The sequence below is a fragment of the Streptomyces sp. MJM8645 genome, from assembly GCF_001625365.1.
In the GTDB taxonomy this organism is placed as follows: domain Bacteria; phylum Actinomycetota; class Actinomycetes; order Streptomycetales; family Streptomycetaceae; genus Kitasatospora.
Map to the genome: position 1 here is coordinate 1,205,075 of NZ_LJJF01000001.1, position 26,743 is coordinate 1,231,817.

At 68.5% G+C, this 26,743-nt stretch carries 18 protein-coding genes and 4 pseudogenes; 12 read left to right on the top strand and 10 right to left on the bottom strand.

Going from position 1 to position 26,743, the window contains the following annotated elements:
• Positions 1-20: 20 nt before the first annotated feature.
• On the bottom strand, positions 21-836 hold the full coding sequence (locus tag A6F73_RS04785) for an SAM-dependent methyltransferase (RefSeq protein WP_063346609.1): 816 nt from the start codon (positions 834-836) through the stop codon (positions 21-23).
• Positions 837-1,277: 441 nt separating this feature from the next.
• On the opposite strand from A6F73_RS04785, the gene A6F73_RS04790 reads away from it, so the two are divergent.
• Positions 1,278-1,838: a sigma factor-like helix-turn-helix DNA-binding protein gene (locus A6F73_RS04790; protein WP_063346610.1), complete on the top strand. Its 561-nt coding sequence runs from the start codon at positions 1,278-1,280 to the stop codon at positions 1,836-1,838.
• Entirely contained in the window at positions 1,835-2,497 is a 663-nt protein-coding gene (locus A6F73_RS04795) for a hypothetical protein (protein ID WP_244293293.1), read from the top strand. The genes A6F73_RS04790 and A6F73_RS04795 overlap by 4 nt, the downstream gene beginning before the upstream one ends.
• 247 nt (positions 2,498-2,744) lie before the next feature.
• Here A6F73_RS04795 and A6F73_RS04800 read toward each other — a convergent pair whose 3' ends face one another.
• Positions 2,745-3,287 (bottom strand): hypothetical protein, encoded by a 543-nt coding sequence (locus tag A6F73_RS04800; protein ID WP_063346611.1) that lies wholly within the window; start codon positions 3,285-3,287, stop codon positions 2,745-2,747.
• Positions 3,288-3,536: 249 nt separating this feature from the next.
• Between A6F73_RS04800 and A6F73_RS04805 the strand changes: the two genes are divergently transcribed.
• Positions 3,537-3,767: a DUF397 domain-containing protein gene (locus A6F73_RS04805; protein ID WP_063346612.1), complete on the top strand. Its 231-nt coding sequence runs from the start codon at positions 3,537-3,539 to the stop codon at positions 3,765-3,767.
• A 95-nt stretch (positions 3,768-3,862) separates the two neighbouring features.
• A complete protein-coding gene (locus tag A6F73_RS04810; RefSeq protein ID WP_063346613.1) occupies positions 3,863-4,798 on the top strand; it encodes a helix-turn-helix transcriptional regulator in 936 nt (311 codons plus the stop codon).
• Here the strand turns inward: A6F73_RS04810 and A6F73_RS04815 are convergent.
• The 4 genes and pseudogenes from A6F73_RS04815 to A6F73_RS39035 form a co-directional block, all read right to left on the bottom strand.
• Complete coding sequence (locus A6F73_RS04815) at positions 4,792-5,634, bottom strand: SAM-dependent methyltransferase (RefSeq protein WP_347878513.1); 843 nt, start codon at positions 5,632-5,634, stop codon at positions 4,792-4,794. The genes A6F73_RS04810 and A6F73_RS04815 overlap by 7 nt on opposite strands.
• Before the next feature lie 196 nt (positions 5,635-5,830).
• Positions 5,831-6,277 carry a hypothetical protein gene (locus A6F73_RS04820; RefSeq protein WP_159398358.1) on the bottom strand — a complete coding sequence of 149 codons (447 nt, stop codon included), beginning with the start codon at positions 6,275-6,277 and terminating at the stop codon, positions 5,831-5,833.
• On the bottom strand, positions 6,264-7,376 hold the full coding sequence (locus A6F73_RS43890; RefSeq protein WP_159398359.1) for a helix-turn-helix transcriptional regulator: 1,113 nt from the start codon (positions 7,374-7,376) through the stop codon (positions 6,264-6,266). Before A6F73_RS43890 ends, A6F73_RS04820 begins: the two co-directional genes overlap by 14 nt.
• Before the next feature lie 1,056 nt (positions 7,377-8,432).
• Positions 8,433-8,597: pseudogene (locus tag A6F73_RS39035) on the bottom strand (pirin family protein); the annotation flags it as partial.
• 92 nt (positions 8,598-8,689) lie between these two features.
• Between A6F73_RS39035 and A6F73_RS04830 the strand changes: the two are divergent.
• A complete protein-coding gene (locus tag A6F73_RS04830; RefSeq protein ID WP_244293294.1) occupies positions 8,690-9,844 on the top strand; it encodes a site-specific integrase in 1,155 nt (384 codons plus the stop codon).
• 58 nt (positions 9,845-9,902) lie between these two features.
• Here the strand turns inward: A6F73_RS04830 and A6F73_RS04835 are convergent, their stop codons facing one another.
• The gene (locus tag A6F73_RS04835) at positions 9,903-10,094 is read right to left on the bottom strand and encodes a helix-turn-helix domain-containing protein (RefSeq protein ID WP_063346617.1); all 192 of its coding nucleotides are present in this window, start codon (positions 10,092-10,094) and stop codon (positions 9,903-9,905) included.
• 428 nt (positions 10,095-10,522) lie between these two features.
• Here A6F73_RS04835 and A6F73_RS04840 point away from each other — a divergent pair, with 428 nt between their 5' ends.
• The 7 genes and pseudogenes from A6F73_RS04840 to A6F73_RS43900 form a co-directional block, all read left to right on the top strand.
• Positions 10,523-13,492: a type I restriction endonuclease subunit R gene (locus A6F73_RS04840; protein WP_159398360.1), complete on the top strand. Its 2,970-nt coding sequence runs from the start codon at positions 10,523-10,525 to the stop codon at positions 13,490-13,492.
• A 221-nt stretch (positions 13,493-13,713) separates the two neighbouring features.
• On the top strand, positions 13,714-16,401 hold the full coding sequence (locus A6F73_RS04845) for an N-6 DNA methylase (RefSeq protein WP_159398361.1): 2,688 nt from the start codon (positions 13,714-13,716) through the stop codon (positions 16,399-16,401).
• Positions 16,402-16,413: 12 nt separating this feature from the next.
• A complete protein-coding gene (locus tag A6F73_RS04850; protein WP_063346620.1) occupies positions 16,414-18,060 on the top strand; it encodes an AAA family ATPase in 1,647 nt (548 codons plus the stop codon).
• 14 nt (positions 18,061-18,074) lie between these two features.
• On the top strand, positions 18,075-19,235 hold the full coding sequence (locus A6F73_RS04855; protein ID WP_159398362.1) for an HNH endonuclease: 1,161 nt from the start codon (positions 18,075-18,077) through the stop codon (positions 19,233-19,235).
• An 87-nt stretch (positions 19,236-19,322) separates the two neighbouring features.
• Positions 19,323-19,694, top strand: a pseudogene (locus tag A6F73_RS44345) (IS21 family transposase); the annotation flags it as partial.
• A gap of 53 nt (positions 19,695-19,747) precedes the next feature.
• Positions 19,748-19,900 (top strand): annotated as a pseudogene (locus tag A6F73_RS43895) (ATP-binding protein); the annotation flags it as partial.
• A 121-nt stretch (positions 19,901-20,021) separates the two neighbouring features.
• Positions 20,022-20,411 (top strand): annotated as a pseudogene (locus tag A6F73_RS43900) (ATP-binding protein); the annotation flags it as partial.
• A gap of 220 nt (positions 20,412-20,631) precedes the next feature.
• Here the strand turns inward: A6F73_RS43900 and A6F73_RS04870 are convergent.
• The 3 genes from A6F73_RS04870 to A6F73_RS04880 are packed head-to-tail and all read right to left on the bottom strand — an operon-like array spanning position 20,632 to position 26,509.
• The gene (locus A6F73_RS04870) at positions 20,632-23,703 is read right to left on the bottom strand and encodes an HsdR family type I site-specific deoxyribonuclease (RefSeq protein WP_063346623.1); all 3,072 of its coding nucleotides are present in this window, start codon (positions 23,701-23,703) and stop codon (positions 20,632-20,634) included.
• A 3-nt stretch (positions 23,704-23,706) separates the two neighbouring features.
• Complete coding sequence (locus A6F73_RS04875; protein ID WP_159398363.1) at positions 23,707-24,942, bottom strand: hypothetical protein; 1,236 nt, start codon at positions 24,940-24,942, stop codon at positions 23,707-23,709.
• Positions 24,935-26,509 (bottom strand): class I SAM-dependent DNA methyltransferase, encoded by a 1,575-nt coding sequence (locus tag A6F73_RS04880; RefSeq protein ID WP_063346624.1) that lies wholly within the window; start codon positions 26,507-26,509, stop codon positions 24,935-24,937. The genes A6F73_RS04875 and A6F73_RS04880 overlap by 8 nt, the downstream gene beginning before the upstream one ends.
• Between the last annotated feature and the right edge of the window lie 234 nt (positions 26,510-26,743).

Sequence of the window (26,743 nt, forward strand, 5' to 3'; positions counted from 1 at the left end):
TGCCGGACTGGGAGCACGGCTCAGGGGCGGATGGCGACGGCCCCATAACAGGAGGCCGCCGCGTCGGTGATGTGCTCGGTGTCGTCCGCAGGCGCCGGGTGCCAGCGCGGAGTGGCGGCGACGCCCGGCTCCATGAGGTTCCACCCGGTGAAGAACTGCGCGAACTCGTCGCGGGTGCAGGCGGCGACGGGGGTTCCTGCGGCGGTGTAGACCTGGATGAGCCGAGCGGTCTCCTCGGCGGCGAAGTCCTGCGTGAAGTGGCTGATCACCAGCGCGGAACCGTTGGGCAGTTGTGCCTTGAGGCCTTCGGTGATCCGCTGGGCCTCGAACGGCACGAAGTGCAGCAGGGCGTTCATGCTGAGCGCTATCGGCTGGGTGAAGTCCAGGATCGCCCGGGCCGAGTCCAACAGGTCTGCGGGCTCACGCACATCGGCCTGCACGTAGGCGGTGACGCCCTGTTCGGTGCCGTGCAGAAGCGCCTTGGCGTGGAGGAGCACGATCGGGTCGTTGTCGGCGTAGACGACCTTGGCGTCCGGTGCGACCGACTGCGCGACCTCGTGCAGGTTCGGCGAGGTGGGGATCCCGGTGCCGATGTCGAGGAACTGCCGGATGCCGGCCTCGGCGAGCAGGTGCGTCGACCGGCGCATGAAGGCGCGGTTGGCGCGCGCGGCGGAGCGGGCGTAGGGGAAGACCGCCAGGGCCCGGCCGGCGGCCTCACGGTCGGCGGGGAAGTTCGTCGTGCCGCCGAGGTAGTAGTCGTACATCCGCGCGGAGTGCGCCAGGTGTATGTCGAGGTTGACCTCTACGTCGTCGGTCCCGGCGGTGCCGTCCGTCATGCGTTCCCCCTGAGTCATGCGTTCCCCCTGATGCATCATCGACTCGCCCTGTGCAGGACAGGACCGATCCGCGCCCGCGCCACCGTGGCGAGCGGTGGCGAACCCTGGCGCGGCCCCTTCCACTATGCCCACACGCCCGAACGGCCAATCAAGGGCCGTTGCCGGTGACGACGCGACCGTGCAGCAGGACGACCGAATCAGAGCATGTAGTGACCCACTCTGACCATGTTCGAGCACGGTATCTCCATCATCCGCCGCGCCTTGTGTCTGATCTCGAAACACCTTGCTGCGGCTTAACATCTCGGCATCCAATCCGCCTTAATGTTCCTACCAGGGAAGCGAGTTCCCGCTGTGACCGCCGTACGGCCATGGGGTTCCACCACGGTCGGCGGCCCGCACCGGACGGCAGCCGACAGGCGTGCCGCAGGGGAGGAATGGGACGTGACCGAGAGCGACTGGGTGGTCGGAGGCCGGGACCGCCTGACGTTCGACGCGTTCTGCGACACGCACGAGGGGGCGTGGAGCGGGTTCGCCCGCGCGCGCCTTCGCGACGACGACGCCGCACACAGAGCGGTGGAGATCGCGAAGGTCCGCGTGTGGAAGGAGTGGCCGCGCATCCTGCGCGAGCAGATCCCGCCGTTCCACGCCTGGACGATCCTCAAGGAGGAGATCGGCGCCGCCTTGGCGGAACTGATGATGAACGGCGAGCCGCTGCCCACCCAGGCGAGCGTCCCCGGGTGGGTCTACGCGGTGCGGATCGCCGCCGAGCGGGCGCAGCACCTGATGGAGACCGAGGGCAGCCACGAGCAACTGTACGTCGCGATCCGGAGGTTGTCCGAACGGCGGCACGACGTGATCGTGCTGCGGTACCTCCTCGACCTGCCGGACGAGCAGATCGCCGACTGCCTGGGGACGACCGAGGCCAACGTCCGTTCGACCGCGAGCCAGGCCCTCGACCGCCTGGCCGCGGCGCTCGGCGGCCGACGCGGGGAGAGCCGGTGAGCACCGAACACGACCGGGCCCTGCACCCGAACATGGCCGGCATCCACGTGCCCACCCGGGCCCCGCGGCCGCAGCCGGGGGGTACGGGCGTCTCCTGGGAGCGGCTGCTGACCGCCCCGAGTCCGCTGTCCTCCGAGCACAGGCAGGCGGCCCACGAACTCGACCTCGCCGCGTCCCTGGTCCTCTCGATGCCGTCCGCCGCGGCCTCCCTGGGCCTCCTCGTCAACGGCGCGCAGATCCACCCCGAGGGCGCCCTCGTCCTCGGCGCGCTGCTGTACGTCGCGGGCCATCGCGACGGCGCCCAGTTCTGGTGGCAGTTCGCGGCCGGCGGCGGTTCCTACACCTCCGCATCGTTCCTGAGCCTGCTGCACCGCAGCCTCGGGGAGTTCCTGGACGCGGAAGTCTGGCGCCAACAGGCCGAAGCACTGGCCACCAAACCCCGCCCGCCACAGCGCGTCCTGAGCACTCCTCACGCCCTGCTGCCGACCCAGGTGCTCACCGACATCCTCGCCCGGTGCCACTACGGCCTCGACGTGAAACTGCCCCCCCGCCTCGCGGCCGTCATCCACCAACTCCCCGTCGCCGGCGACGACCCCGAGTACGGCGAACTCCCCCAGGTGAGCAGCACCCTCGTCCGCGACCTCACCGACGAACGCTAGCGACCGCACGAACCCCCGCCTCCCCCAGGGGCCGACGGGAAAAGGCCCCCGGCCGGCACGGCACGAGCAGTGCCGGCCACGGCGCCCAGACCGGACCCGGCGGCCGTTGAACCGGATCGACGCAGGACGCCGACGGGGTGCTCGACGAGGCACCCGGGTACCTCGTCGAGCACCTGGCCGATCCGGTCGAGGTGCCGATCGCGGACGACATCACCAGGCCTCGGTACCGGTCTTGATGCAGCCCTCCTCAAGGGCCTCCGCCACTGGTTCTCGCACAGGGTTCACCCGGCCCACTACCTCCTGAGTCGAAAGATGTTCGGCTACCGCTGCGACCTCCGCAGCATGACGGCGGGGCACTGCGGGTGCGGGGGCTGCCGGGGAAGGGGATCCTGGTCCAGTGTTCGGCCGCCGTGCCGGTGGAGGTGGCGTCCGGCATGGCCCGTAATGCGTCGGCAGCTCCTTCGGCGGGTGGCGAGTGGGCCGGGGTGAGGACGAGCAGGAGGGCGTCGGGGGCTTCGACGAGGCTGAGCCATCCCTCTTCGCGCTCGAAGCCGCGCAGCTCGAAGCCGTGCAGGTCGAAGCCGTGCAGCAGGTCCTCGACGGCTTCGTCGAGCGCCTGCGCGGTGACGGGCGTGCGCCAGTGGGCGACGGTCGCCCGGGCGAAGTCGCGGGCCGCCGTGGCGGCGTCCGGGGTGCCGGGCAGGCGTCGGGCCGCCGCCCTGGGCACCCCCAGTCCCAGGGCCAGGTCGCGGTCGAAGCGCGGGTGGGCGTGGTCCTGGGGCCCGATCACGGGTGTCCTCCGGTGCTGGGGTGCGGCGGGTGTCTGCGCAACGTTTCCCGCCCGTCACGGGCCGCAACCGCCCCGGGGGTGGTACGGCGAGGCCCGAAAAACGACACCCGTTTGGAGGACACCGCGTTCGAATCGGCTGCCGCTAGCATTCCCGAGCCGGGCATTTGCAATTGCAAATGGGATTGCAAACGGCCTCGGCCGTCCGCATGTCCGTGCGATGGGAAGGGGAAGAATCGAATGACTGTCGAAATGCCGGAGAACGGGGTCCGCGCCGATTCGCTGGACGTGGAATGGGTGAAGAGCCCGAGCAGTCGCGAGGTGGGGAACTGCATCGAAGTCGGACCGCTGCCGGACGGCGCCGTCGCCTTCCGCAACTCCCGCGACAAGGAAGGGCCCGCCCTGGTCTTCAACCGCGGCGAGGCCGAGGCCTTCGCCTGGGCCATGGAGAACAGGGCTTTCGATCACGTGTTCCACCGCTGATCGGCCCGATTCCGTGGGATCTATAGAACGGCGGGTATGTGGGATGGGCGCCGTGGGATAGTGCTTTCCCGAAACCGCGCCCCCAGGAGTCCCGCATGCCCGCCCACCCGGACCGTCCCACGCCGAGCGACCCGGACGGCGACGAGGTACGCAAGCTCCACTGGAGCGGACCGGTGGGCGCGGCGAAGGTCCTGGGCACGGTGCTGCGGTCGCTGCGGGAGGAGCGGCGGCTGCGTCTGTCGGACGTCGCTCCCCGGATCCGGGCGTCGGCGTCGAAGCTGAGCCGGATGGAGCGCGGGGAGAGCACCCCCTCCAAGAGGGACGTCAACGACCTGATCACGATCTACGGCGTCGGCCCCGAGGTCCGCGCGCACGTCGACGTGCTTCTGGAGCGGGTCGTGGCGGGGCCGTTCGCCGCCGAGTACGCCGACATCACACCCGGCTGGTTCAGGCGCATGATCGGGCTGGAGGTCGAGTCCGCCCGCATCCAGTACTGGGAGGGCGGAGTGGTGCCCGGGCCGCTGCAGACGTGCGCCTACGCGCGGCGGATGATCAAGGCCGGCCTGCCCCGGGCCCCCGCCGAGGAGATCGAGCGCCGGGTGAGCCAGCGCATGGACCGCACCCGGCTGCTGGACGACGCCGACCGCACGGTCGTGGCCCTGCTGGACGAGAGCGTGCTGTACCGCAACACCGGAGGCCCCGAGGTCATGATCGGGCAGCTGGAGCACCTCAAGGAGCTCAGCCGGCGGCCGAACGTGCATGTGGCGATCCTGCCGTTCACCGCGGACCTGACCCCGCCGTCGGGGGCCTTCACCCACCTCGCCTTCGAGTACGGCGGCCCGAGCGACGTCGTCTACGTCGAGGGCCCCGGCATCGGGGCCATCTACCTGAGCAAGGACCCGGACGTCGAGCGTTACGCGGACCTGCTGAACACCCTTTTGTTCCACGTCGCCGACTACGAGGTCGGCCTGGCGCTCATCGACGAGGCGATCGGGATCCACCGGGGCAGGATGCGCCGCCCCGGTCAGTGAGCCCTGGCGACGCCGCCGAACTCCGTCCACTCGTCGCTCGTCTGCGCCGTCCGGGCAGCGGCCGGGTCGGGACGCCACTGCGACACCTCCACCACACCGGGGTCGAGGATCTCCATGCCTTCGAAGTAGCCGACCACGTCCTCTTCCGTACGGACCTCCCCCCAATGGTGCTGGGTGAGGTCGGCCATCAGGTCCGTGATCCGCCGGCGGACGTCGAGATGGGGGCTGACGAGCTGGGAGATGGCCATGTAGGCGGGGGCGTCGGCGGGCAGCCGCTCACGGACCTGGCGCACGAGCCGCGCGGGCGGGACGGATCCCTTCTCCGGGATGCAGTGCAGGACGGAGACGAACAGCGCCGCCGTCGGCACGCGGGGCAGGATCAGGTCCTGCACGGCCTTGCTGGAGAAGATCTTGTCGGTGTCGCGCATGTCGGCGTGGACGACGGCCGTGTTCGGGTTCCCGGCCAACAGGGTTCGGCCGGTGTGCACCACCATCGGGTCGTTGTCGATGTACACGACCCGGCAGCTGTCGTCGATCTCCTGAGCTATCTGGTGCACGTTGCGCTGGGTCGGCAGGCCCGAGCCGTGGTCGATGAACTGCCGCACCCCGTAGTCACGCACCAGCGTCTGCACCGTGCGCACCAGGAACGCCCGGTTGATCGCCGCGACCTCGACGCTGCTCGGTGCGACCTTCAGCAGATCGCGCACCCCGTCACGGTCGGACTGGAAGTGCGCGTGCCCGCCCAGCAGGAGGTCGTACATGCGGGCCACGCTCGGAACGGCCGGATCGTAGGTGACGGGAGAAACGATTTCCGCATCCGGTTCCAACGCGACCACCCCTGGCTCGGCCCCTTGATCGAAGTGCCCATGCTAGAGCGCTACATGACACTGCGCCAGGTTGTTAAAGGGTCTCGGAACCCGTAAGGCTGAACTCCGGGCGGATGTTATGGCGCACCTGAGCGAAGGGGTGGCGCAGGTACGAAATCCCGCGCCACCCCTTTCACTCCACGCCCGCCGGAGCCGCCCCCTTCGGTCACGCCCTTCCGGGGCCGAAGGCGAGTTCGCCGACCAGGGCGCGCGGCAGCCCCCGCTCGGCGGCGAGCACCAGCCCGGCCGCAGCCGCCGGTTCGACGCCCATCAGGTCCGCGGCCTCGGTCAGCCGCATCCCCAGCCGGTAGTGCAGGACGGCGGCGTCGGCCGCCGCGACGGGCAGCAGGCGGTGCAGCACGTCCTCGCCGTCCTGGCCGTACGGCATCCGGCAGTGCAGGGACACCGCCTCGCGCACCAACACCCACGCTCCGGCCGCAGGGCTGCGCTCGCACACCAGCCGAGGCCAGCACGCCACCAGTGCCTCCACGACATGGTCGACGACCTCGCCGGCCGCGGGCGTGCGGCCCAGCCGGGCCACGGCGTACCCCCGGTACAGGCCGCGGCGGCGTTGGACGAACGCGTCCAGGCCCACCGCCTCAGCCCCCGTCACGGTCCTCGCCCCCTTCCGGCGCCGCCGAGCGCGCGAAGCACCCGGACGGTCCGAACTCGTCGGAGTAGACGGCCGCGAGCGCCGCGTAGTGCATGCGTTCCCAGTACGGGCGCAGGTCGCCCGGGTGCCCGCCCAGCGCCGCGGCCAGCTGGCTGACCACCGGCCAGTCCGGCACGGTCTCGCCCGCCAGCACCGATCGCACCAGCTCCGCCGACACCCCCCGGGCGAGGGCGCACACGGCTTCGGCGTCGGGCTGCCCGGCCGCCAGGTGCAGGCCCCGGATCGCCCGCAGCATCTGGTCGGCGGCACCCGCCACCGACACCCGCCCAGGGCGCTCGGCGCCCTGGGCCACCTCCCACAGCAGCCGCAGCTCCTCCGGCACCCCGCCGAAGGCCCGCGCCAGCGTCTGCAGGACCGGCCACGTCGGCACCCGGTCCCCGGCGAGGATGCGCGAGACGTACGACGGCGAGCACCCGGCCAGCTCCGCGGCGGCCTGCGGGCTCACCCTGCTGCGCTCCTGCAGCGCCGTCAGCGCCGCGGCGAGCAGCCCCGCACGGGGCCCCGAATCCGGCTCCGGCTCCCCCGCCGAGGCCGGTGCCGGCGCGGCCGGTGCCGCGCCCGAAGCGGTCCCCGGCGCGGGCGGGGCCTGCCGGTTCGAACGCCGGCTCAGCTGCTGTTCCACCCGCCGCAGGGTCCACCGGCGCCGGGCCGAGTCCGGCTGGACGCCCAGCGCCGACCCGATCTCCCCCCACTCCATCCCGTCGGCCCGTGCGTCGCGGACGACGGCCGCCACATAGTGGTCGGCGTCACCCCGCAGCGCCCGCGCGCACGCCAGCCTCACCGTCAACGGCGCCCGGCGCGCCTGCGCCTCCAGCAGTCGGCCGGCACCCGCGTGCACGTCCTCCGCCACCAGTTGCCCCCAGCCCCCGGCCGCCCGGGCGGGGCGGCGCGCCGCCCCCTTGGCCGCGTCCCGCAGCCTCTGCGCCTGTTTCTGGCACGCCACCCGGTGGTACAGCCGGGGCCGTCCGGCCCTGACCGGCCGCCTGAACACCTCTCCGCACGACGGCAGCGCACACACCACCGTCACCCATCCCGCCATCCTCACCCGCTCTTTTCTCTCTCCCTCGGCGGTATTTCCACCCCCGGGGGCGGGCCGCGGCGCGCGGCGCCCCCGGGGCCGACGGACCGGGGGGCGTCCGCCACGGCGGACGCCCCCCGGCCGCCCTGCTACGGGTGCAGCCGCAGCCGCCGGAACCGGCATCGCGCCTGACCGGCGGCGGTGACCAGAGCGCCGATTCCGGCGAACCGCCACCCCGCCCGTCTGTCGGCACATGCCAGTGGCACAGTCGTGGCCGGGGCGACCGAGCCGAGGGAGACCGAAACTCGCCAGTAATCAAAGCCGGACGGCCTTCGGGCCGGCAGCGGGACACTGGTACGTTCGGTGGTGATCACGGGACGCATCAACCGCCCCGTGAGGGCGTAGCAGTGCATGACACTCCTCCGCTCCGGGCCCCGGCCGACGGTGGACAGACCATGGCCGGGGCTGCGCTTTCTTGACGCTGAAAAAGGTACTCCTCCGTGAAAGCGGTTTGCACCGCAGATGTCTCAACCCGGTACTGCACGTGCCGATGGGAATGGCATTGCCGGTGAGTTCCAGCAGTGCCTGCGGACCTCGCAGCGACACCGGTTCCGCTCTCACCATGGCGTGACGATCGGACAGAATCGGGCATGTGTTGACGCTATCCGGGCTCTACCGATCGGTAATAGCCGATTTCCGGGCCGGTGCACCGCGTGGCGACTACAGGGCCGTAGATGGACGGGCCGGTTTTCGGTATTCATCGAATTGCAGATGCAAGCAATCGGATGATGAGATTCCACAAAAGCCGTGATGCAAGTCACATGATGTGGCGGTCGCGGGCGTCGATCATCGCGCGAGCGCACGGTACGGACAGATCGCCCGGCTCCATTTGCCGTGGCCTCAGGAGGACCCGGCGGGTCCGCTGACAGCTCGTCAGCAAGGGCGGCAAGAGGTCGGCAAAAGGTCAGCATCGGTCCGATTGAAGGCTGCCGCGCCGCCCCGAACGCGCGAGTCGACGTGACATCCCACAGGCCCCCCACCCAACCAGCGCGCGCCTCACGAACGCGTTTCACCAGGTCAGCGCACGCGCCCCCGCGCCTTCAGCGGGAGGGCGGGGAGTTCCGGCGCGCGCAGGCGGTCGCCGGCGTAGCCGTGGACGTCGCCGAAGCGGGCGGTGGACATCCAGTCCTCGCGGGCCCGGGTGATCTCCTCGCCGGTGCGGCCGATGAAGTTCCACCACATACCACGGTTCTGCCGTTTCTTCCCAGCTCAGGGGCTTGATCGACCATCCGGGGTCAGCAAAAGGTCAGCAAGACGCCCGGGAGTCGACAACCATGGCCACCATCAACCTCGTCCGCGGCATGGGCAGCTTCTTCAAGGAGTGCGAGCACCCCGAGAGCCGATGGCCGAGGTGCCCTCACGAGTACAAGATCCGCTACCGCAACGCGGCCGGGAGGCAGACGGAAGAGTCCGGTTTCGCGACCCAGGACAAGGCGAAGGCCCGACTCGCCGAGGTGTACCAGGCCCGGAAGAACTCCCCGCAGAGCCAGCGCAAGGCGGAGCGGATCCAGAAGTACGGCCCGATGCAGTTCCACGAGTACGTCAAGGAGTGGAAGGCCGGCCAGCGTGACCTCGGCCCGGCCTCGCTCCGCCACCTCGACTCGCTCCTCGAACACCACCTCTACCCCGCCTTCCATAGCCGCCGGATGGGCACCTTCGACCACAAGGTCGTCGACGCCTTCATCCAGACCATGGAGCGAAGCGGCGTCGGCCTCGCCACCCAGTCCAACGCCTTCGACAAGCTGAAGTCAATCCTCCTCGACGCCCACCGCCTCGGCCTCTACGACGAGAATCCGCTCGACGGTGTCGCACCGCCCCAGTACGACCCCAAGCGCGCCGTCATCCCTTCTCCCACCCAGCTCCAGGGCATACGGACGGCCGGCGACGACACCTTCCGCCTCATCGCCGACCTCATGAGCGGTTGCGGCCTCCGCAACGGCGAAGCGGCAGCCGTCAACCTCAAGAACCTCGTCGCGGACGACGTCTACCGCGTCACCGAACAGGTCAACCAGACCACCAAGGACTACGCGCCGCTCAAACACCGCAAGGAAGGCGAATACCGCGACGTCCCGCTACCTACCCGCACCCGGCTGAGCATCCTCTCGTACGCGGACACGTACGGCACCGTCGACGGGTACCTCCTCCGCCACCCCCGAGACCTCAGCAAGCCCTACCCATACCACCTGCTGCAGAACCAGTGGCAGCGCGTCGTCAAGAAGTCCGACGTCGACATCCCCGGAGGCATGGTGATCTACGGCCTCCGCCACTTCTTCGCCTCGAACTGTCTCAGCCACAACCTCCCCATCACCGACGTCGCCGAGTGGATGGGCCACAAGAGCATCGACGTCACCTTCAAGATCTACCGCCACCTCATGCCCGGCTCCATAGGCCGCGCCGCCCAGGTCCTCGACCTCGGCCTCGCCTCCTGAACCACGAGAGGCCCTGTCCTGTTGGGACAGGGCCTCCCCCGCGCGTCCGGTGGCGGTATCAGCCGCCAGCCGTCCGCTGCTGCTTCACCCACGCCTGGACCTCGGACACCTTGAACTGAAGCTTCGCGTTCCTCCCGCACCCGAACCTGTACGGGACGAGACCCGCACGCGGCGCTTCGCGGTACACCCACGGAACCGACATGTTCAAGTACTCCGCCGTCTCTTTAACGCTCATGAACTGCTGAGCCACGGAACCTCCTCTGCGACAGCCACCAAGGCGGCACAGAGGTTCACATGCGAACAAATACTTGGCCAAGCCGAAATCTCGTGCTACTAGAGAACGCCTCCCGACAAGCGCTGCCTGGCTGCAAATCACCGGACTAACGCCACTGGGCCCAGAGCCCGAGAGGGGGTGACAGTCCGTCCGCAAAGCCAGTCCGCCACCGCCACGCCATCGGCTCCGGACTCCGTGCCGACCATGGTCGCAGCAACGGCTCTATCCGATCCCAAAGCTCGTCGTCCACCACCCACGGCCTGTTGCTCACACCGTCGCGAACAGACGAATCGTCACATCGGCCACGCTCAACCTGCAGGCATCAACGAGATCGTGTTACGAGCTCTGAGCAGCCCCCGCCGGACGGGCTCGAGACCGGGACCCGAGGCGATAGATTTGGGTGCTTGCTCGACGCCGTGCCACGGTCGCCGGTGACGCTGACAAGGAGTGAAGGGAACATGGTCCGAGTGCACCAGGCCGCCGACGGGGACGCCCTCGCGGAGCTGGCCGCCGCTTCCGCGAACTTCGGCTTCCTGCTGCCGCTGGAGCCACTCCTGCTGCTTCACGGCGCGGGTGCCGAGGCCGACGCACGTGATCGCCCGGACCGGTCCCTCGCCCACGCCCGGCAGTTCGCGGAGGTGCTGACCACGGAGTCCGCCCGGCTGCTCGGCCCAGAGTCCGCAGACGGCGTGGCCGACGGTCCGGTGCACCGCGCACTCACGGAACTGCGACACTCCGGCAACCCCGCGCCCAGCGGCGAGGCTGGACCGGACGACCTGTCCCGTGCCCGGCGTCTCGTACGGCACTGTTTCGACCTGGGCGTCTGGTACTTCCGGCTGCGGACCGGAGTCCGTGACGCACTCTCCTTCGTCCCGCCAGCCGAATGGGACGGCACTCCGGCGGACTCACCACACTGCCAGGTCACCGTGCGGGAGCCGGTGACTGACCTGGCCACCTGGGTCGCCCTGCTCGATGAGTACGTCCCCGCGCTGCGGCGGACCTTCGACCGACAAACGCCTGCCGAGGCGGCCACCCGCGTCACCCTGAAGGCACGGGCGGCCCTCCTGAAGGCGGAGTGGCGCGTCGCGGACCTGCTGACCGAGGCGGGATGGACCGTGCGGGACGATTCAAGCGCGTCTCACCAGCTGCTGGCACGAGGGATCGCGGTACGGGGTACGGCGCAATCGGACGAGGCGGCGGGACCGAACTTCGTGCTCTGCGTCGACGGCCGGCCGGTGGGCGCCGTCGAGGTGCGGCCCCACGGCGGGGATATGCGGGCGGCGATGGCCCGGACCCGTGGGACCGGTACTCCAGCGACGGCGTCTGCAGAGCGGCGGATGCCCTACGCCTACGCCACCGACGGCGTCCGGGTGCTGTTCAGGAACGGGGACGACCCCGAGCCACGCCCCCGGGAGGTCTTCACCTTCCACCAGCCGGAAACGGTGGCGCGCTGGCTACGTGAGGCGGCGGCTGACCCCCAGACGCCGACGTTCGAGAGCCGCGTGCGTCACCGTCTCCCGGACCTTGTCGATGACGGCTATCTCCAGGACTCCCTCCGGTCGGTGCAGTACGACGCGGTACGGGCGTTCGAGAGTTCCCTGCGTCGGGGCGAACGCCGGGCCATGGTCCAGATCGCCGTCGGGGGCGGCCGGACGGTCATGGCCGTCACTGCGGCCCACCGCTTGCTGCGGCACGCCCGGGCCCACCGGATCCTTTTCCTGGTCGACCGGGTGGCGCTCGAAATGCAGGGACTGGCGACCTTCGCGGCGTACTCCGGCCCCGGCGACGACGGCCGGAAGTTCACCGAGCTATACCGGGTAGAGCGGCTGGGCTCGCACATCGTTCCGTCCCACAGGGTCATCGTGAGCACCGTGCAGCGGCTATTCAGCGCCCTGTCCGAGGGCGATCCGACGTCCGGAGTTCGCTACCGGCCCGATCTGCCTCCCGAGTCCTTCGACCTCATCATCGCTGACGAATGCCACCGATCCGTCTCCGCCCAATGGCGTGCGCTGTTCGACTACTTCGACGCCCCAGTACTCGGCCTGACGGCCACTCCGACGGATCGGGCGCTGGAGGTCTTCCATAGCAATGTCGTCAGCTCCTACACGTTCGAGGACGCCGTCGCTGACGACCAAGCCGTGGGCATCACCGTCTACCCCGTCGGAGGCCTCCCTGCACGACCGGAGTGGACGGACACACTGGAGGAGGGGTACGACCCCGACGCCGAGGAGACCCCCAGGCCGCAGCATCGCTCCATGGTGAGCGGCAAGGCGCTCCACTCCGTGCTGACGGCGTTCAAAGAGGGGCTGCCGTCGATGTTCCCCGAGCGGGCGGATCTCGGTTCCGGGGACGTGGCGCTGCCCAAGACCGTCATCTACGCGGCCAACGACCGTCACGCGGACGAGGTGGTCGCGGCAATGCGCACGGTATTCGGGCAGGGATCCGACTTCTGTCGGAAGGTCACTCTTAAGAGCAGATCACCGTACCTGCGGCTTGCGGACTTCCGTAACACAGTCGAACTGCGGGTTGTTGTCGTGGTGGGCCTGGTGCTCGCGGGGTCGGATACCGCCCCCGTCGAATGCGTGCTGTTCCTGAGGGACGTCAAGTCCGTGGACCTCTATTTCCAGATGATCGCGGTCGGGACGCGCCCCATCGCGCCAGCAGAACTGCGGGCAGTCACCCCTGGCGCTTCGGCCAAGACCAAGTGCGTGCTCGTGGATCCGTTCGACGTCACCCGGCATCATGCCGGTCTGTTGTCCACGATGCGGAAGCGTGGGCGGGAGGAGGACGCCTACGAGGACCCGGCATCGGCAACGGTCGATGACGACGCTGAGGTCATGCGTCGCTGGCGGTCCTTTCTCCAGGCGGGCAACGGCCCGGCGCGGGATCTCATCTCCGGCACTCGGATTCTGACTGAGGGGGACATCCGGAGGCTCCGCTCATGGGTAGAGTCCCTGGCGCAGCAGCCGCACGGCCTGACGGCGGAGCGGATCTGGAGCGCCTACGAACGCACCGGTGTCGCCGTGTCGGAATCCCGCCGGCCACAAACTCCGAAGGGTCCCATGGACCTCCTCACCCTCGTCCGGTACGAAGCGAGCCTGGAGCCGCGCCCGCGCCCCTACCGCGACCAGGTCTTCGACCGGCTCGACGTGTGGACTGATCGCCAGGAGCGCCGGGGGCGGCCCTTCGATCCCGATCAGCTCTGGTGGTTGAAGCACATCGCGGACGGCGCGGCGGCCAGCGGATACTTCGCCACCACGTTGCTAGACACTGTTCCTTTCACTCTCCGGGGCGGCACGTCGGGCTTCCTGCGCGCCTTCGGCGAGCAGAGCGGCGTCCGCCTGCTGGACGAGCTGAACGGGGCGCTCGCGTGAGCGCACGACTGCCGTCCGGCTGGACCGACGTACCGTTGGGCGAGTTGCTGCGCGAGCCGTTGGCAGCGGGCCGGTCCGGTGCGGCCGTCCCCGGAGGGGTGCCTGTCCTTCGCCTACCCGCGCTGCGGTCGGCAACGGTCGACCTGTCGGAGTCCCGGGAAGGCCCGTGGGCTTCGACGTCGGAAGCGGCCGACCGTCTGATCCGGCCTGGTGACATCCTGATGAGCCGCGACGGCGGGCCCGGGTCGCGGATCGGGCGGGCAGCCCTGGTCCGGGAGATCACCGGGCCCATGACGTACCCCGCCACCATGGTGCGGGTGCGGGTCGACGAGCGGCTGATCGACCCCGAGTACCTAGTGCTGGCCTGGGAGTCCCGCGCCGTACGCCGCCAGATCGAGTCGTCCATCCGCCAGGGATCCGGCCTGCGCCACATCGCGGCACGGAACCTGGAACGCGTACGGCTGCCGCTGCCCCCACGCGCCGAACAGGAACAGATCAAGACCTCCCTTGCCCTCTGGCTCGCCCGGGTCGATGAGGAGGAAGCCATCGTCCGCACGACGCTGAGGCAGATCGAGGACCTCCGCACTCTCGTGATCGACCGCGGCGTCGTCGGCCGCACCACGCCCGGGCCGCAGGCGGACCCGGAGCCGACCATCGCCACCGCGCACCCCTCCCCCCTGCCCGCCGTCCCTGAGGGATGGCGATGGATTCCCCTCGGCGAGCTGGCCGAGGTAATGCGCGGGCCCACTGTGGACAGCCGGCGCGCCGCCGAACGACACGGGGTCGAGGTGGGCTCCCTGCGCCCGGCCGAGTTCCGGGGTGAGCGATGGGCCCACGAGCGGATGCCGACGGTACGACTGGACGCCGACACGGCGGAGGCGAACCGGCTGAGCCCCGGGGACATCCTGTTCGTGCTGAGTGGCGAGCACGACAGCATCGGCCTCGCCCGGGTGTGGGAGCAGGACTCCCCACACCGCATGTACGTACCGAGCCACCACGTGGCACGGGTCCGCATAGCCGGAGATGCCCTGCACGCTCGACTACTCGCCCTCTACGCGAACGGGCCCGGCCGACGCCGGCTGCGGGACGCCGCACGGGGCACGGCCCACCTGGCTTCCCTCGGGCTTGACCAACTGCGGCGGACCCTTGTCCCCGTGCCTCCACTCGCCGAACAGGGCGCTCTCCTTGCCTCCTTGGAGGCGTGGGACGGCGGACTCTCTTCCGTCACGACCTCGGCCGAAGAAGCCATGGCGATGGCGGACCAACTACGCGACGGCTGCCGGGAGCAAGCCCTTGCGGGCAGACCGCCTCGCGGCGCCGCGCCGAGCAGTGAGAACGACATACGACCCGAGGGAGCAGTGACCGTGCCGCCGCCGACGCCCGCCCGACAGCCGGTCGACCAACCTTTCGAGGTGGAGCGCCAGGCCGAGCAACTCTGGGCCGCCTACCCGCCGCTGAGCGACGACGGCCTCACGACCCTGGAGTACGCCGAGCAGGTGACGTATCTGCTCTTCCTCAAGGCGGCGCAGGAGTTGCGGCACCGGCCCCTCAACCGCGTCGACCTCCTGGGGCGCGACGCCTGGGACGAGCTCGTGCTGCACGAGGGCACGGAACTGACCGGGCACTACGGCGCCCTCCTGGCGGAGCTGGGCAAGCACGGCGGCGTGATCGGTCGGATCTTCCACAAGGCCCACAACCCCCTGCGCCGCCCGGTGCACCTCCAGAACCTGATCCAGCAGGTCAGGGCGGAGCTCTCGTGGTGGGACGAACGGCCGGAGTGGCGCGCCCCGGTCTTCGACGCGTTCCTCGCCCGATGCAGTGGAGACCGCCGCACCGCCGCCGGTCAGTACTTCACCCGCCGGGATCTGATCGACGCCGTCGTCGCGTGCACGCGTCCGACCGTAGAGGACACGATCGTGGACCCGGCGGCGGGCACCGGGGGATTCCTGGTGCGATCCTTCGAGCACATCGCCCGACACCTCCCGCCGGGCGTCCCGCCCGCCCAGCGGGAGCGGCTGTCTCACGGCGCAATCCGGGGAACGGAACTGGTGGACACGGCGGCGCGCCTCGCCAGCATGAACCTGTTCCTGCACGGCGTCGGGCGCCTCGACGGCGACCGGGCGGCCATCGAGGTGCGGGACTCCCTCGCCGAGAGCCCCGGCCACCGGGCCACCCTCGTCCTCGCCGATCCGCCCCTGGGACAGCGGCGCTCGGTGGTCCCATCCGCCAGCACGCCCGGCCTCCACGACGCGGCCGACATCGCCTTCGTCCGGCCGGACTTCTGGGCGGCCACCAGCCACCAGCAGCTCAACTTCCTCCAGCACGTCTACACCCTGTTGGAGATCGGCGGCCGGGCCGCCGTCGTCGTACCGGACGGTGTCCTCTTCACTGGGGGTGCCGGGGAACAGGTACGAAGGCAGCTGCTGAAGCAGTGCGACGTGCACACCTTGCTTCGTCTCCCCTTCGGTTTCTCCGGAGTCTCCTCGGCGGTCAAGCTCAACGTCCTGTTCTTCGAGAAGGCCCCGGCCCGCCCCGACGGATCGCCGGCCACCCGCCGCCTCTGGGTCTACGACCTGCGAACCGAACACGCGACCGCCGCCGATGCCCAGGATTCTCCGAGCTCTGGTCTCGACGCATTCGTCACCGCGTACCGGCCCGGGCACCCGCCCGATACGCGGGCCGCGTCACCGGTGTTCAAGCCCTACCCCGTAGAGGCGCTCCTTGCCGCGCCCGGTGTCAACCTCGACCTCGGCGCCGACCTCCGCGAGGAGGAGCCGGCGGGTGCCCACGAACCGCATCTGATTGCCCAGCAGATCTCCGCGCGGCTGGAGGACGCGTGGCGACGGTTCACCAGGATCGCGGAGGAGCTCACGCCGCCGCGCGATACCCGTACTTTCCGGTCCGGCTGAAGGGGGGATCCGATGCAGCTGCTCCAGCTGAGGCTGCCCGAGTACCGCGGCCTGCGGGACTTTACCCTCGACCTGGAGGGCGCCGTCGACAAGGGGCAGGCCATCGCCGTACTGATCGGCCCCAACGGAGGCGGGAAGTCCCGGGTCCTGCACGCGCTCGCGGAGCTCTTCGGGGCCCTCTACCGCTGCGCCCTCGGCCATTCGGGCCGTACGGACTTCGGCTACGAGGTGCGCTACCGGCTCCGCGACACGACCATCGACATCGTGCAGCCGTCCGCCGAGGCGGAACCGGTCATGTGGGTGACGGACGCCACCGGATCGCGCGACGAGACACCGCGTCACGACTGGCTCCACCACCTTCCCGACCACGTCTTCGGGTACCAGGTGCACGGCCGGGTCCCCTGGGGCTCCGAGTTCGGGCGCCATGTGCACTTCGCCGAGGCGGAGCTGGCCACGTGGCGCGATCAGTGGACGGAGTCCTGGTTCGCCTGGCAGGACCGACCAGAAAACGAGGACGGGGTGTGGTCGGAGCAGCTGGACCTGCCGATCACGTGCCCGCTGTATACCCCGGGATTCCTGTGCACGCCCGACTGGCTCCCGCTGGTCCTGCTCTCCCTGGCTGCCCAGTGGGCGGACGTCTTCGGCGACTACCTGCGGAAACAGGCTCGGGTGGACGGGGTGGTGTCCGCCGTGCTGCACCTCCGGGCCCCCGCGTCGGTGGGGGACGAGCTGTCAGCCCTACCGTACTGGGGGCTGGGCGGGCCGCCGCGTGCCCTGTTCGCCGAGGCGGCGGCGTCCGGCCGGTTCGGACCGGTGCCGGACTCAGACCCGCTGTACAGCGCGGGCACCCCCGACGACGGGTTCGCCCTCACCATGAGCAACCCCGAGGACGTGCTCGCGCTCCGCAACCTCTTCGACAGCGACCTGTCGATGTTCGGACTCCTGTCTACCCTCCAGATCGCCGGCTACCTGACCGTCGACGTGCGCGTGCGCAAGGCGGACGGCACCGTCGTCCGAGCGGACCAACTGAGCTCCGGAGAACAGCAGATCCTCACCGTCCTCGGTTTACTGCGGCTGCAGCGGGGCCAGGAGTCGCTCTTCCTGCTCGACGAACCCGACGCACACTTCCACCCCGAGTGGAGCCGGCGCTGGTACTCCTCGGTCCAGACGATGCTCGGCGACGGACAGCACTCGCAGTTCATCGCCGCCACCCACGAGCCTCTCCTCGTCTCGAACATGCTGCGGCGGCAGATCCGGGTGCTCGACACGGAGGCCGACGGACGGACCACAGCCCTTGTCCCGGACACCGCCCCGCGCGGCCAGGGAGCTGGCGGGCTGCTCACCTCGGACCTGTTCCGCCTCCGGAGCCAACTCGACGAACACACTCAGGGCCTTATCGACACCCAGTACCGGCTCATACCGGTGGCCGAGGATGACCCCGAGGCCCGTCGGGAACTCCAAGAGGTGACCAACCAGCTCGACGATCTAGGCTTCGCCACGGGGCGCCGCGATCCGGTGGTCTCCTCCTTCCTTGCGGAACTGCACCGGCGACGCACTGAACTCATCGAACGGGCTCGAAACGGCGGCACCGTGACAGGTTTGGAGCTCGAAGCGACCGCACGCGTGCTCTTCGACGAGCGCTTCTCCCGGGGGGTCTGATCCCGGTGCGCTATGTGGACAACACCGGACTCACCGCGCCGCAGCACTGGGCGGACCGAGCTGCCAAAGAACTCGAGAAGCTCCACGAGGAAGCAGAGGACGCGGACAAGGAGCTCGCCTTTAGCGAGTTGTGGCGCGAGGACGCGATCCGCGACCGGCTGATCGCCCTCATCGGTCCGAAGTGCTGGTACTGCGAGACCAAGTTCGTCCGCTCGCCGTACCACGTGGACCACTACCGGCCGAAGTCCGCCGTCGTCGGCGAGGCCCAGCACCGCGGGTACTGGTGGCTCGCATACGACCCCGCCAACTATCGCCTCGCCTGCCACCACTGCAACAGCGGTGGTGCCCGCTACGGCAATCAGAGCGCCGGAGCAGGCAAGGGAGCCCGCTTCCCCCTACTCGGGCAACGCGCGTCGGAAGGCGAAGTTCTGGACGGCGAACTACCAGTGCTCCTCGATCCCGTGGTGGCCGAGGACGCCGAGCTCGTGGGATTCGATATGAAGGGCCACGCCAGGAGGAGACCGGAGCAGGCATACTCCGATGACGAATTTTCCAGGGGCCTCTGCCGGGTGGACGAGACTGTCCGCATACTCGCCCTAAATTCCGACCTACTCGTCGACAGCAGGTCCGACTTGATCAAAAGAGTGGACGGACTCGTCCAGCTGTACCTCGCCAGCGGAGACAGCCCTGAAGTAGCGCTTTTTGCCCGCACCGAAATCGACGGCCTGACCCAGACAACCGCCGAGTGGAGCGCTGCAGCGGCAGCGGCCGAACGCTTGGCCTTTCTCGCCCACGATCGCTCGACAATGAACGCACCCCCTGGGGGAAGGGCGAGAAGCGATATCGCTGCAGGCGCGCGCAGCGGAACCGACACCCAAGCGGCCCCGACTGCGGAGCACCACCTCGACCTGAGGACCTTGGTGGCCACCTTGCCCCCCGAAGCGTTCTCGGCGGGCGGGATCGCTTTGACGGGCCGGGGGAAGCGGGGCCCGGCCAGGGCGACGCTGCTGGAGGACGGCAGGATCATCTGCTTCCAGCGGCCCTTGAACACGCCCACGTCCGCGGCACGGATGGCGACCGGCGACGACCAGGTAGACGGGTGGACCTTTTGGTCGTTGACGGTGGACGGCACGACCCGGACGCTCGCCGACCTGCGCGACTCCCTGCTTTCCTAGCGCAACTGACGGGCGGTCGCCCTGGAGGCTCCGAGACTGCCTCATTGCTGCTGACCTCGGACGATTCTTGTCCCATTCGGCCCGATCTGGTGCCGCAGCCAGGCGTCCGAGGTCGGCGACGCCTGCCGGGAGGTGATCGACCTGCTACTGAAGGCCAATGCGCTCTACCGGCTCCGGGCCGCCCAGGAGGGCTCGGGCTGCGGAAGAAGTACGGCGACCAGCGCCTGGAGGCCGCCTGCGCGAAGGTGGTCTCGGTCGGCGATCCGTCCTACCTCACGATCAAGGGCATTCTGGTCGCCGGCACCGAGACCGACCCCGAACCCGACACCGGCGACGGCGGAGCGGCGGCCTTTCTTGCACGGACCGGAGGGCCTGTTCGCCGCCACGATCCCCACCCAGATGCCGGACGAACGCCGCGATGACCAGGGACACGCCGGCGCTGAGGAGGCCGTCCGATGAGCGTGCTGGACACCGCCCTGCGCGAGTCGCTCAAGACGCTGCGGCTGTCGGAGATGCTGGAGACCCTGGATGCCCGCCTCGCCCAGGCCCACGGCGGCGAACTCGGCCACCTCGACTTCCTCCAGGTCCTCTGCCAGGACGGGATCGCCCGCCGCGAGACCGTCGCCTTCGAACGCCGTCTGCGCAAGGCGAAGTTCGAGCAGCAGGTCACGCTGGAAGGCTTCGACTTCAACGCCTCCCCGAAGCTGCCCGCGGCCCAGATCCGCCGTCGCCCAGGCCCTCGGACACCTCGCCCTCCGCCAAGGCGCCAACGTCCGCTTCACCAAGACCAGCCGCGTTCTGGCCGAGCTCGCCGGCGGCCACGCGGACCGCACCTGGGACCGGCGCATGTGCGAACTCGTCCGCCCCGACCTGCTGATCCTCGACGACTTCGCCATGCGCCAGCTCACCGCGGACCAGGCCGATGACCTCTACGAACTCATCTCCGAGCGGCAAGGCCGGTCCGTGATCATCACCAGCAACCGGGCACCCAGCGACTGGTATCCCCTCTTCCCCAACCCGGTCGTCGCCGAGTCCCTCCTCGACCGACTGATCAACGCCAGCCGCCAGGTCATCATGAACGGCCCCAGCTACCGCCCCAACAAGCGGCCGAAGAACCCCACCGAACCCCCCGACCAAGTAGCCTCCGTCAGCCCCAGGGGCTGGGGAATTACGTGAACACACAGCCCCTGGGGAATTACGCCGTCGTCGACAGCGCTCCGGCCTCGATGTGTCGGACCATCACGACGGCGCAGCGGCTTTTCCCCATCTGATCCCACTCCCGGTCTCGCCCAAACCGCTCAGCCTACCCAGGTAATTCAGAGCGTGGGGGTGAACCGAGTGAGCAGCGCGACGAGGCCCGGCAATCGCCACATTTTGCCGGGCCTCCGTGCATTCGTCAGTCAACGAGGTAGTGGGCTTCGATGTAGGCGACGGTGGAGTCATATGGTTCCCCCACCGGCTTCAGCATGTATCGGCGAAAGACCGCGGCGGTGGCGCGGCGGGCGCCTCGGTTGCGAGCGTCGGCGTTGTCCCATGATCGGGCGAGGGTGCGGGTGACTACCTGGTCGATCTCCTCGGCCAGGTTCCTCTCCGTGACTGTGAGGCCGGTCGGTGCGTGGTCGTGGATGATCCGCGACAGGACGCCCACATGGTCGTCGTCCAGCACGACTACGGCATTGTCCGGGTGCTTCTCGGCGTTGACGATAGCGCGGGCGATCCGGAGTGCTTCGGACAGGAACTCCAGAGCGTCTTGGGAGTTCTGGATGATCCGGTCCCGCAGCTGCTTGATCCGCTCTGCGAGGGCGGTGTATTTCGCAGATCCTGGTTCGACGCCCTTGTCGAGGGCGGCCTTGATGCGGTCCAGGATCTCCGCGGCGGACGGCGTCTTGCCCTCGTCGTCCTTGTCGGACTTGGGGCGGACGAGGGCCAGCAGCTCCTTGAGTATGGCGATGCCCTGGGCGTCCAGAACGAGGGCTTCCTCCTGTGAGGCGACCACGTTGAAAGAATGGACGTGGGCGTTGATGATCTCCAGGACCATCGGCCCCAGCTCTGCCAGCCGTTCTTTCCTTTCCTCGTCGGAGGACTTCTTGAACAGGGTCGTGTACACGGACCCGAACAGCCCGAAGCCGTCCCGGTACTTGGTAACCCGCTTGTCGGTGCTGATGAGCGGGTACAGGCGGGCCAGGAGCCGGTAGTCCTTGGCGAACACCTCGGCGGCGCCAGGGTTGGCGTCCAGAAAGACGTTAATGGCTCGCACAGACTCGTATCCGTGGACCGTGAGGTCCAGGCCGTCCACGTCCACGAGAAGGTCTTCGATGCGGGCGAAGGTGGTGCGGAACTCGGCGACCAGCTCGGAGGGGTCGGTGACGAACCCGCCACCCTTGCCGGCTCCCTCCGAGGTGGGGTCGGCGACGGCCCGCTGGACCTCTTCGGCCAGCCCGATGTAGTCCACGACCACGCCGGAGGTCTTCACGAACCCGCTCGGGGACACCCAGGTGCGGTTTGGGCGGGTGATCGTCTGGAACAAGGTGTGGGCCTTCAGCGGCTTGTCCAGGTAGAGGACGCCCTCGTTGGGGGCGTCGAAACCAGTCATCAGCTTCGAGGTCACCACCAGGAAGCACAGCTGGCCGTCCGGGCTGAGGAACCGCCGCTTCTGCTCCTCCTCCTCGGACTCCGAGAGCTGGAACGGCCGCATGGCGGGGTCTTCGTTCTTGGCGTCCGAGACAGAGATGTTCACCTCGGCGGTGATCCGCTCGTGCTTCCCGACCTCGGCGAGCACCTGTGACGCCTCGAAGCCGGCCAGCAGCTCGTTGATCTTATCCGTGTACGCCACGGCCAGCTCACGGTTGTAAGCGACGACCTGGGCCTTAAGGCCGTTACGGTAGGCGCCGGCCAGGTAATGGTCCACGATGTCCTGGCAGACCGCGTGGATGCGGTCAGGGTTGGCGAAGACTGATGTGAGACGCCCGAACTTGCGGGACAGGGCCTCACGGTCGGGGTCGTCGAGGTCGAAGTCGTCGGCAAACTGGTCGAACTCGGCCTGCAACTCTTGGTCGTCTATCTCGAAGAGGACCGGGCGCGGGTCCAGCATGACCGGGACGGTCGCCTCGTCCAGCAGAGACCTGGACACCGAGTACCGGTGCAGCACCCGGCCCGGGTCGCTCTCCTCGCCAAAGAGGGCGAAGGTGTCGGTGGTGAGGTTCCTGACGGGGGTGCCGGTCATGCCGAAGAACTTGGCGTGTGGCAACGCTGCGCGCATCTGCCCGGCCAGGGACTTCTCCTTGGCGGACTGGGTGCGGTGTGCCTCGTCGACCAGCACGATGATGTTGCTCCGGGTCGACAGGTTCTTGCCAGCATCGGCGAACTTGTGGACGGTCGTGGAGATGACGCCGCGCACGTCGTCGGCCAGCAGGGAACGCAACTCATGGCTGCTGGCGGGCTTGTGGAAGTAGGCGTCCCCCATCGCGGAGGTGAACACCCCGGAGGTCTGTCGGACGAGCTGGGTCCGGTCCGAGAGCAGGATGATCGTGGGTGACTCGGTGCGGGTGTCGGCCAGCAGCAGCGAGGCGGCGAACACCATCAACAGCGTCTTCCCGCTGCCTTGGTGGTGCCAGATCAGACCCTTCTGGCCGCCAGTTAGGACTCGCTCATGGATCAGGTGGGCGGCTTCCATCTGCGGGTAGCGGGGCAGGAACTTCTTGTCGACCCCGCCCCCGGAGGTGTCGAACAGGGCGAAGTTCGCCAGCACGTCCAGGACGGTGGCCGGGTTGAGCAGCAGTTCGACGGAGCGCTTCACGTCGTCCTGCCCAGACAGGTTCTCGTCGTCAGCGGTGGACCGGAACGGCTGCCACAGGTTCGTGGGTGCGCCGGCGGCACCGAACCGAATCTTCCGCCCGTCAGAGGCGACGGCGAAGACGTTGGGGGTGAAGAACCACGGGTACTCAGTTGCATACACGTTGTTGATCTCGTGGGCGGCGTCGATCCACCCAGACTCCGCGGTCGGGGACTTCACCTCAACCACTACCAGGGGCAGGCCGTTGACCCAGTACACGAGGTCGAACCGGCGGGAGGTCTTGCCGGGGACGGTTATGGTCACCTCGTCGGACACAACCAGCGTGTTGGCGGTCGGGTGCTCGAGGTCGATGACCTTCAGGGGGTGCCACACCCCGTCGCCGTCCCGGAACTCCTTGCGCCCGCGCAGCAGGCGTAATACCTGCTCGTTGGCCCGCACCAGCCCGCCTTCGACGGCGTTGACCGTGGCGACGATCTCCTCGACCACCCCGTCCACGTCGAACCCGTCGATCACCCCAGGGTTGAACCGGACGATGGCATCCCGCAGCTGGCCGACGATCACCGTCTGTGTCGTCGCACGCGGCAGTGACCTGCCCGCTGTGAAGTCCCAGCCTATCGGAATGGACCACTGGATCATCAGGTTCTGGAACTCACGCTCGCGAATACCCTTCGCCACTGGTCAGACCTCCAACTCGGCGGACTCGATGTTGATGGTGCGGTCCAACAGCCCCGACACCAGGCTTGCGCGGGTTGCTCGGAGACTGTCTGCCTGGCCTCGGAGGGAGTCCAACGTCTCCACGACAACGCCAAGACGCCCCGCCCAGTCCTGCTGGACGGACAACGGGACGTCCGGGATCGGGAACCTGCTGAGGGTCGCGCGGTTGATGGAGGCGATCCCTGTCGTCTGGGTGCCGAATGTCTCGAACCACTTCTGGCCGAAGGTGTTACCCCAAGCCGACACGAAATATGGGTCGAAACGTTGATCGGTGACCCGGACCCTGAAAACGTGGTTCTGGTGGATACAGTCGGGAATCTGGTCCTCCCATACATCTCCCCGACCAAGCTTGTCCTTGTCCCCACCCTCGTTCATCAGAACGTCGCCCGGCTGCAGTCGAAGCTTTTCTGCCTTGGCCTGGGTAGTCTGGATCGTCGCCACCTCAGACAAGTTCAGGTGGTGTCGATGGACATTTGCCACGCGCAGGTACGGCACCTCCACAAGGTCCGGCTGCTCAAGGTCCTTCTTGTTCTTCGTGAGACCTCCCGAGATGTCGCAGAACGACGCCAGTGGGATCGTCGCCTCGCCGGCAACCGCTGCCGCCAGTTCCCGTCCCAGCGCCCACCAAAGCTCATCGAGCACGTTCGCCTCGGCATCGAGTGCGGTGATCTGAGCGTCGACAGCGCCAATGACCTCAACAATCCGCTCCTGTACCGGCAGTGGCGGAATGTCCATGCTGATGTTGAGAAAGTCAGCGGGCTTCACCCGCTCACGCCTTCCCCCCATTCCCTTGGAAGCCCCCTGAAGGGCATTCCACATACGCTGCGTCGTGGTGAGAATGCGAAAGAAGTCAGGGTCCGCATCGAACGAGAAGGCGAAAGTCGGGAACTCCTGTGAAGCGAACGATTCCGGCAGATCGTCGGGCGTGACGGTGATCGCGCCCTCAAACGCCTTGAGCCGACTGTAGACGAGCGCTCTCGGGCCGATCCGGTTGAGCTTCTTGTAGGAGGTCGAACTCCCCGCGACCGGATCGCGATAGAGCAGCCCTCGCCCCCTGTTCAGCACCCCCACGGTTGGGTACGTCTGTTCCGGATCCACGTCCACGGTTTCTACATTCAGTGTGAGGAACCGTGCCAGTGGCGCCCGAACCCAACCCTCCTGCACCTGGGCAGCGTGATCACTGCTCGTCGAGTCACTCATCGAAACCCTCGATCCCGGCGGCGGCGAGCACCGCGAGCATTCGGGCCTCGGTCTTCTGTCGTTCGGCGCGGGCGATGTTGTAGGTGTCGATGAGGGTGCCGAGGTCTTCCTGCTCGGCAGCGGCCTCCTTGATGTACCTGCCGATGTTGAGGTCGTACTCGTTCGCCACGATCTCCGTGGCGGGGACGAATCGCGCCGCGAGTCCACCTTCTCCGCCAGGGTCAATAGGGTTGCCGTCGGCGTCGAATTTCGCGTTGTAGGCGGTCACGACGTCGGCGATGTCAACGTCGGTGAGGATGTTGCGATTCTTGGCCTTGGTGAACCGCTTGGAGGCATCAATGAACAGCACACCATCCTGCCGCTCCAGGTCCTTGGTGCCGCGTGCACGGAACACCAGGATCGCCGTGGGAATGCTGGTGTTGTAGAAGAGGTTGGCAGGCAGGCCGATGACCGCTTCGAGCAGGTCGTCGCCCAGGACGCGCTGACGAATGGCTGCTTCCTGGCCGCCGCGGAAGAGGACGCCGTGCGGTAGGACGACGCCGACTCGACCCTTCTTCGGGTCCATGCTGGCGATCATGTGCTGCACGAACGCCCAGTCCGCAGACGCCTGCGGGGCAACCCCGCCGAGGGCGCGCGGGTCGTCGGTCCAGGGCTTCCACTTCAGGCTGTACGGCGGGTTCGCGAGGATCACATCGAACTGTGCGACGGATCCATCCGGGTTCTTGAGGCGCGGGTCCTTCAAGGTGTCGCCGACCTCGACCTGAAACTGGGTGAGGTTGTGCATGAAGAGGTTCATGCGTGCCACACCCGCAGTGTCCGGTACGGCCTCCTGCCCGTACAGCTTGAGCGTGTAGCCACGCTTGTTGTGGGCCTTCAGGAGGTTCGCGGAGGCGATGAGCATGCCGCCCGACCCACACGTCGGGTCGTACACCGACTCGAAGCCCTTGGGGTCCAGGACCTCGACGATCAGCTCGACGACCTCGCGTGGGGTGAAGAACTGGCCGGCGCGGGTGCCGGACCCGTCCGAGAACCGCTTCAACAAGTACTCGTACGCCCCACCGAGCACGTCGTAGGACATGTTGCCCTCGTGCATCTTCGGGGTGCGGTCCATTGCCTGCATGACCGCCGCCAACACCTCGCCTGACAGTACCTCTTCGGAGGCCCAGGTCATGGACCCGAAGATGCGGGAGAACTTGTCAGGGTTGGCCGTCTCGATGGCTTGGAGGGAGGCACGGACCCGCTGGCCGAGGCCGGGCTGGGTGATGGTGCCGAGGATCGACGTCCAGGAGGCTCGCCGTTCCTGGACGGTGCCGGGGTGGATGAACGGGATATCGAACGACTGGTAGTCGCGGTACTCGATCTCACGGGCTTCCTCGACGGAGAGACCGGCCAGGCCCTCGTTTTCAGCCAGGAACTCCTGGTGACGGTGCTCCCAGGTGTCCGACAGGTACTTCCAGAACATCAGCGGGAAGACGACCGAGGAGTACTGCGCTTCGGGCATCGCCACGCGCAACTCGTCGGCGGCATCCCACAACCGACTCTCGATCTCCTGCTGGGTGACTACCATCAGTCAGGGGTGTCCTTGCTCGTCAAAGGGCGGCGACCCGGAGGTCGTGGTGTTCCTGCTGGTCACCCAATTTCGAGCATGCTCGGCGTGTACAGCCGAGCGTGCCCTGCCGGGTGGACCCAAGCGGGGCGTCGTAGTCCCTACGCGGGCGACTCGCCAACGATATCCCTCTCCTAGGACAAGCAAGCGGCGTGGTCGGCACCGGCCAGACACCCCGCGTCTGGCCTTGAACTG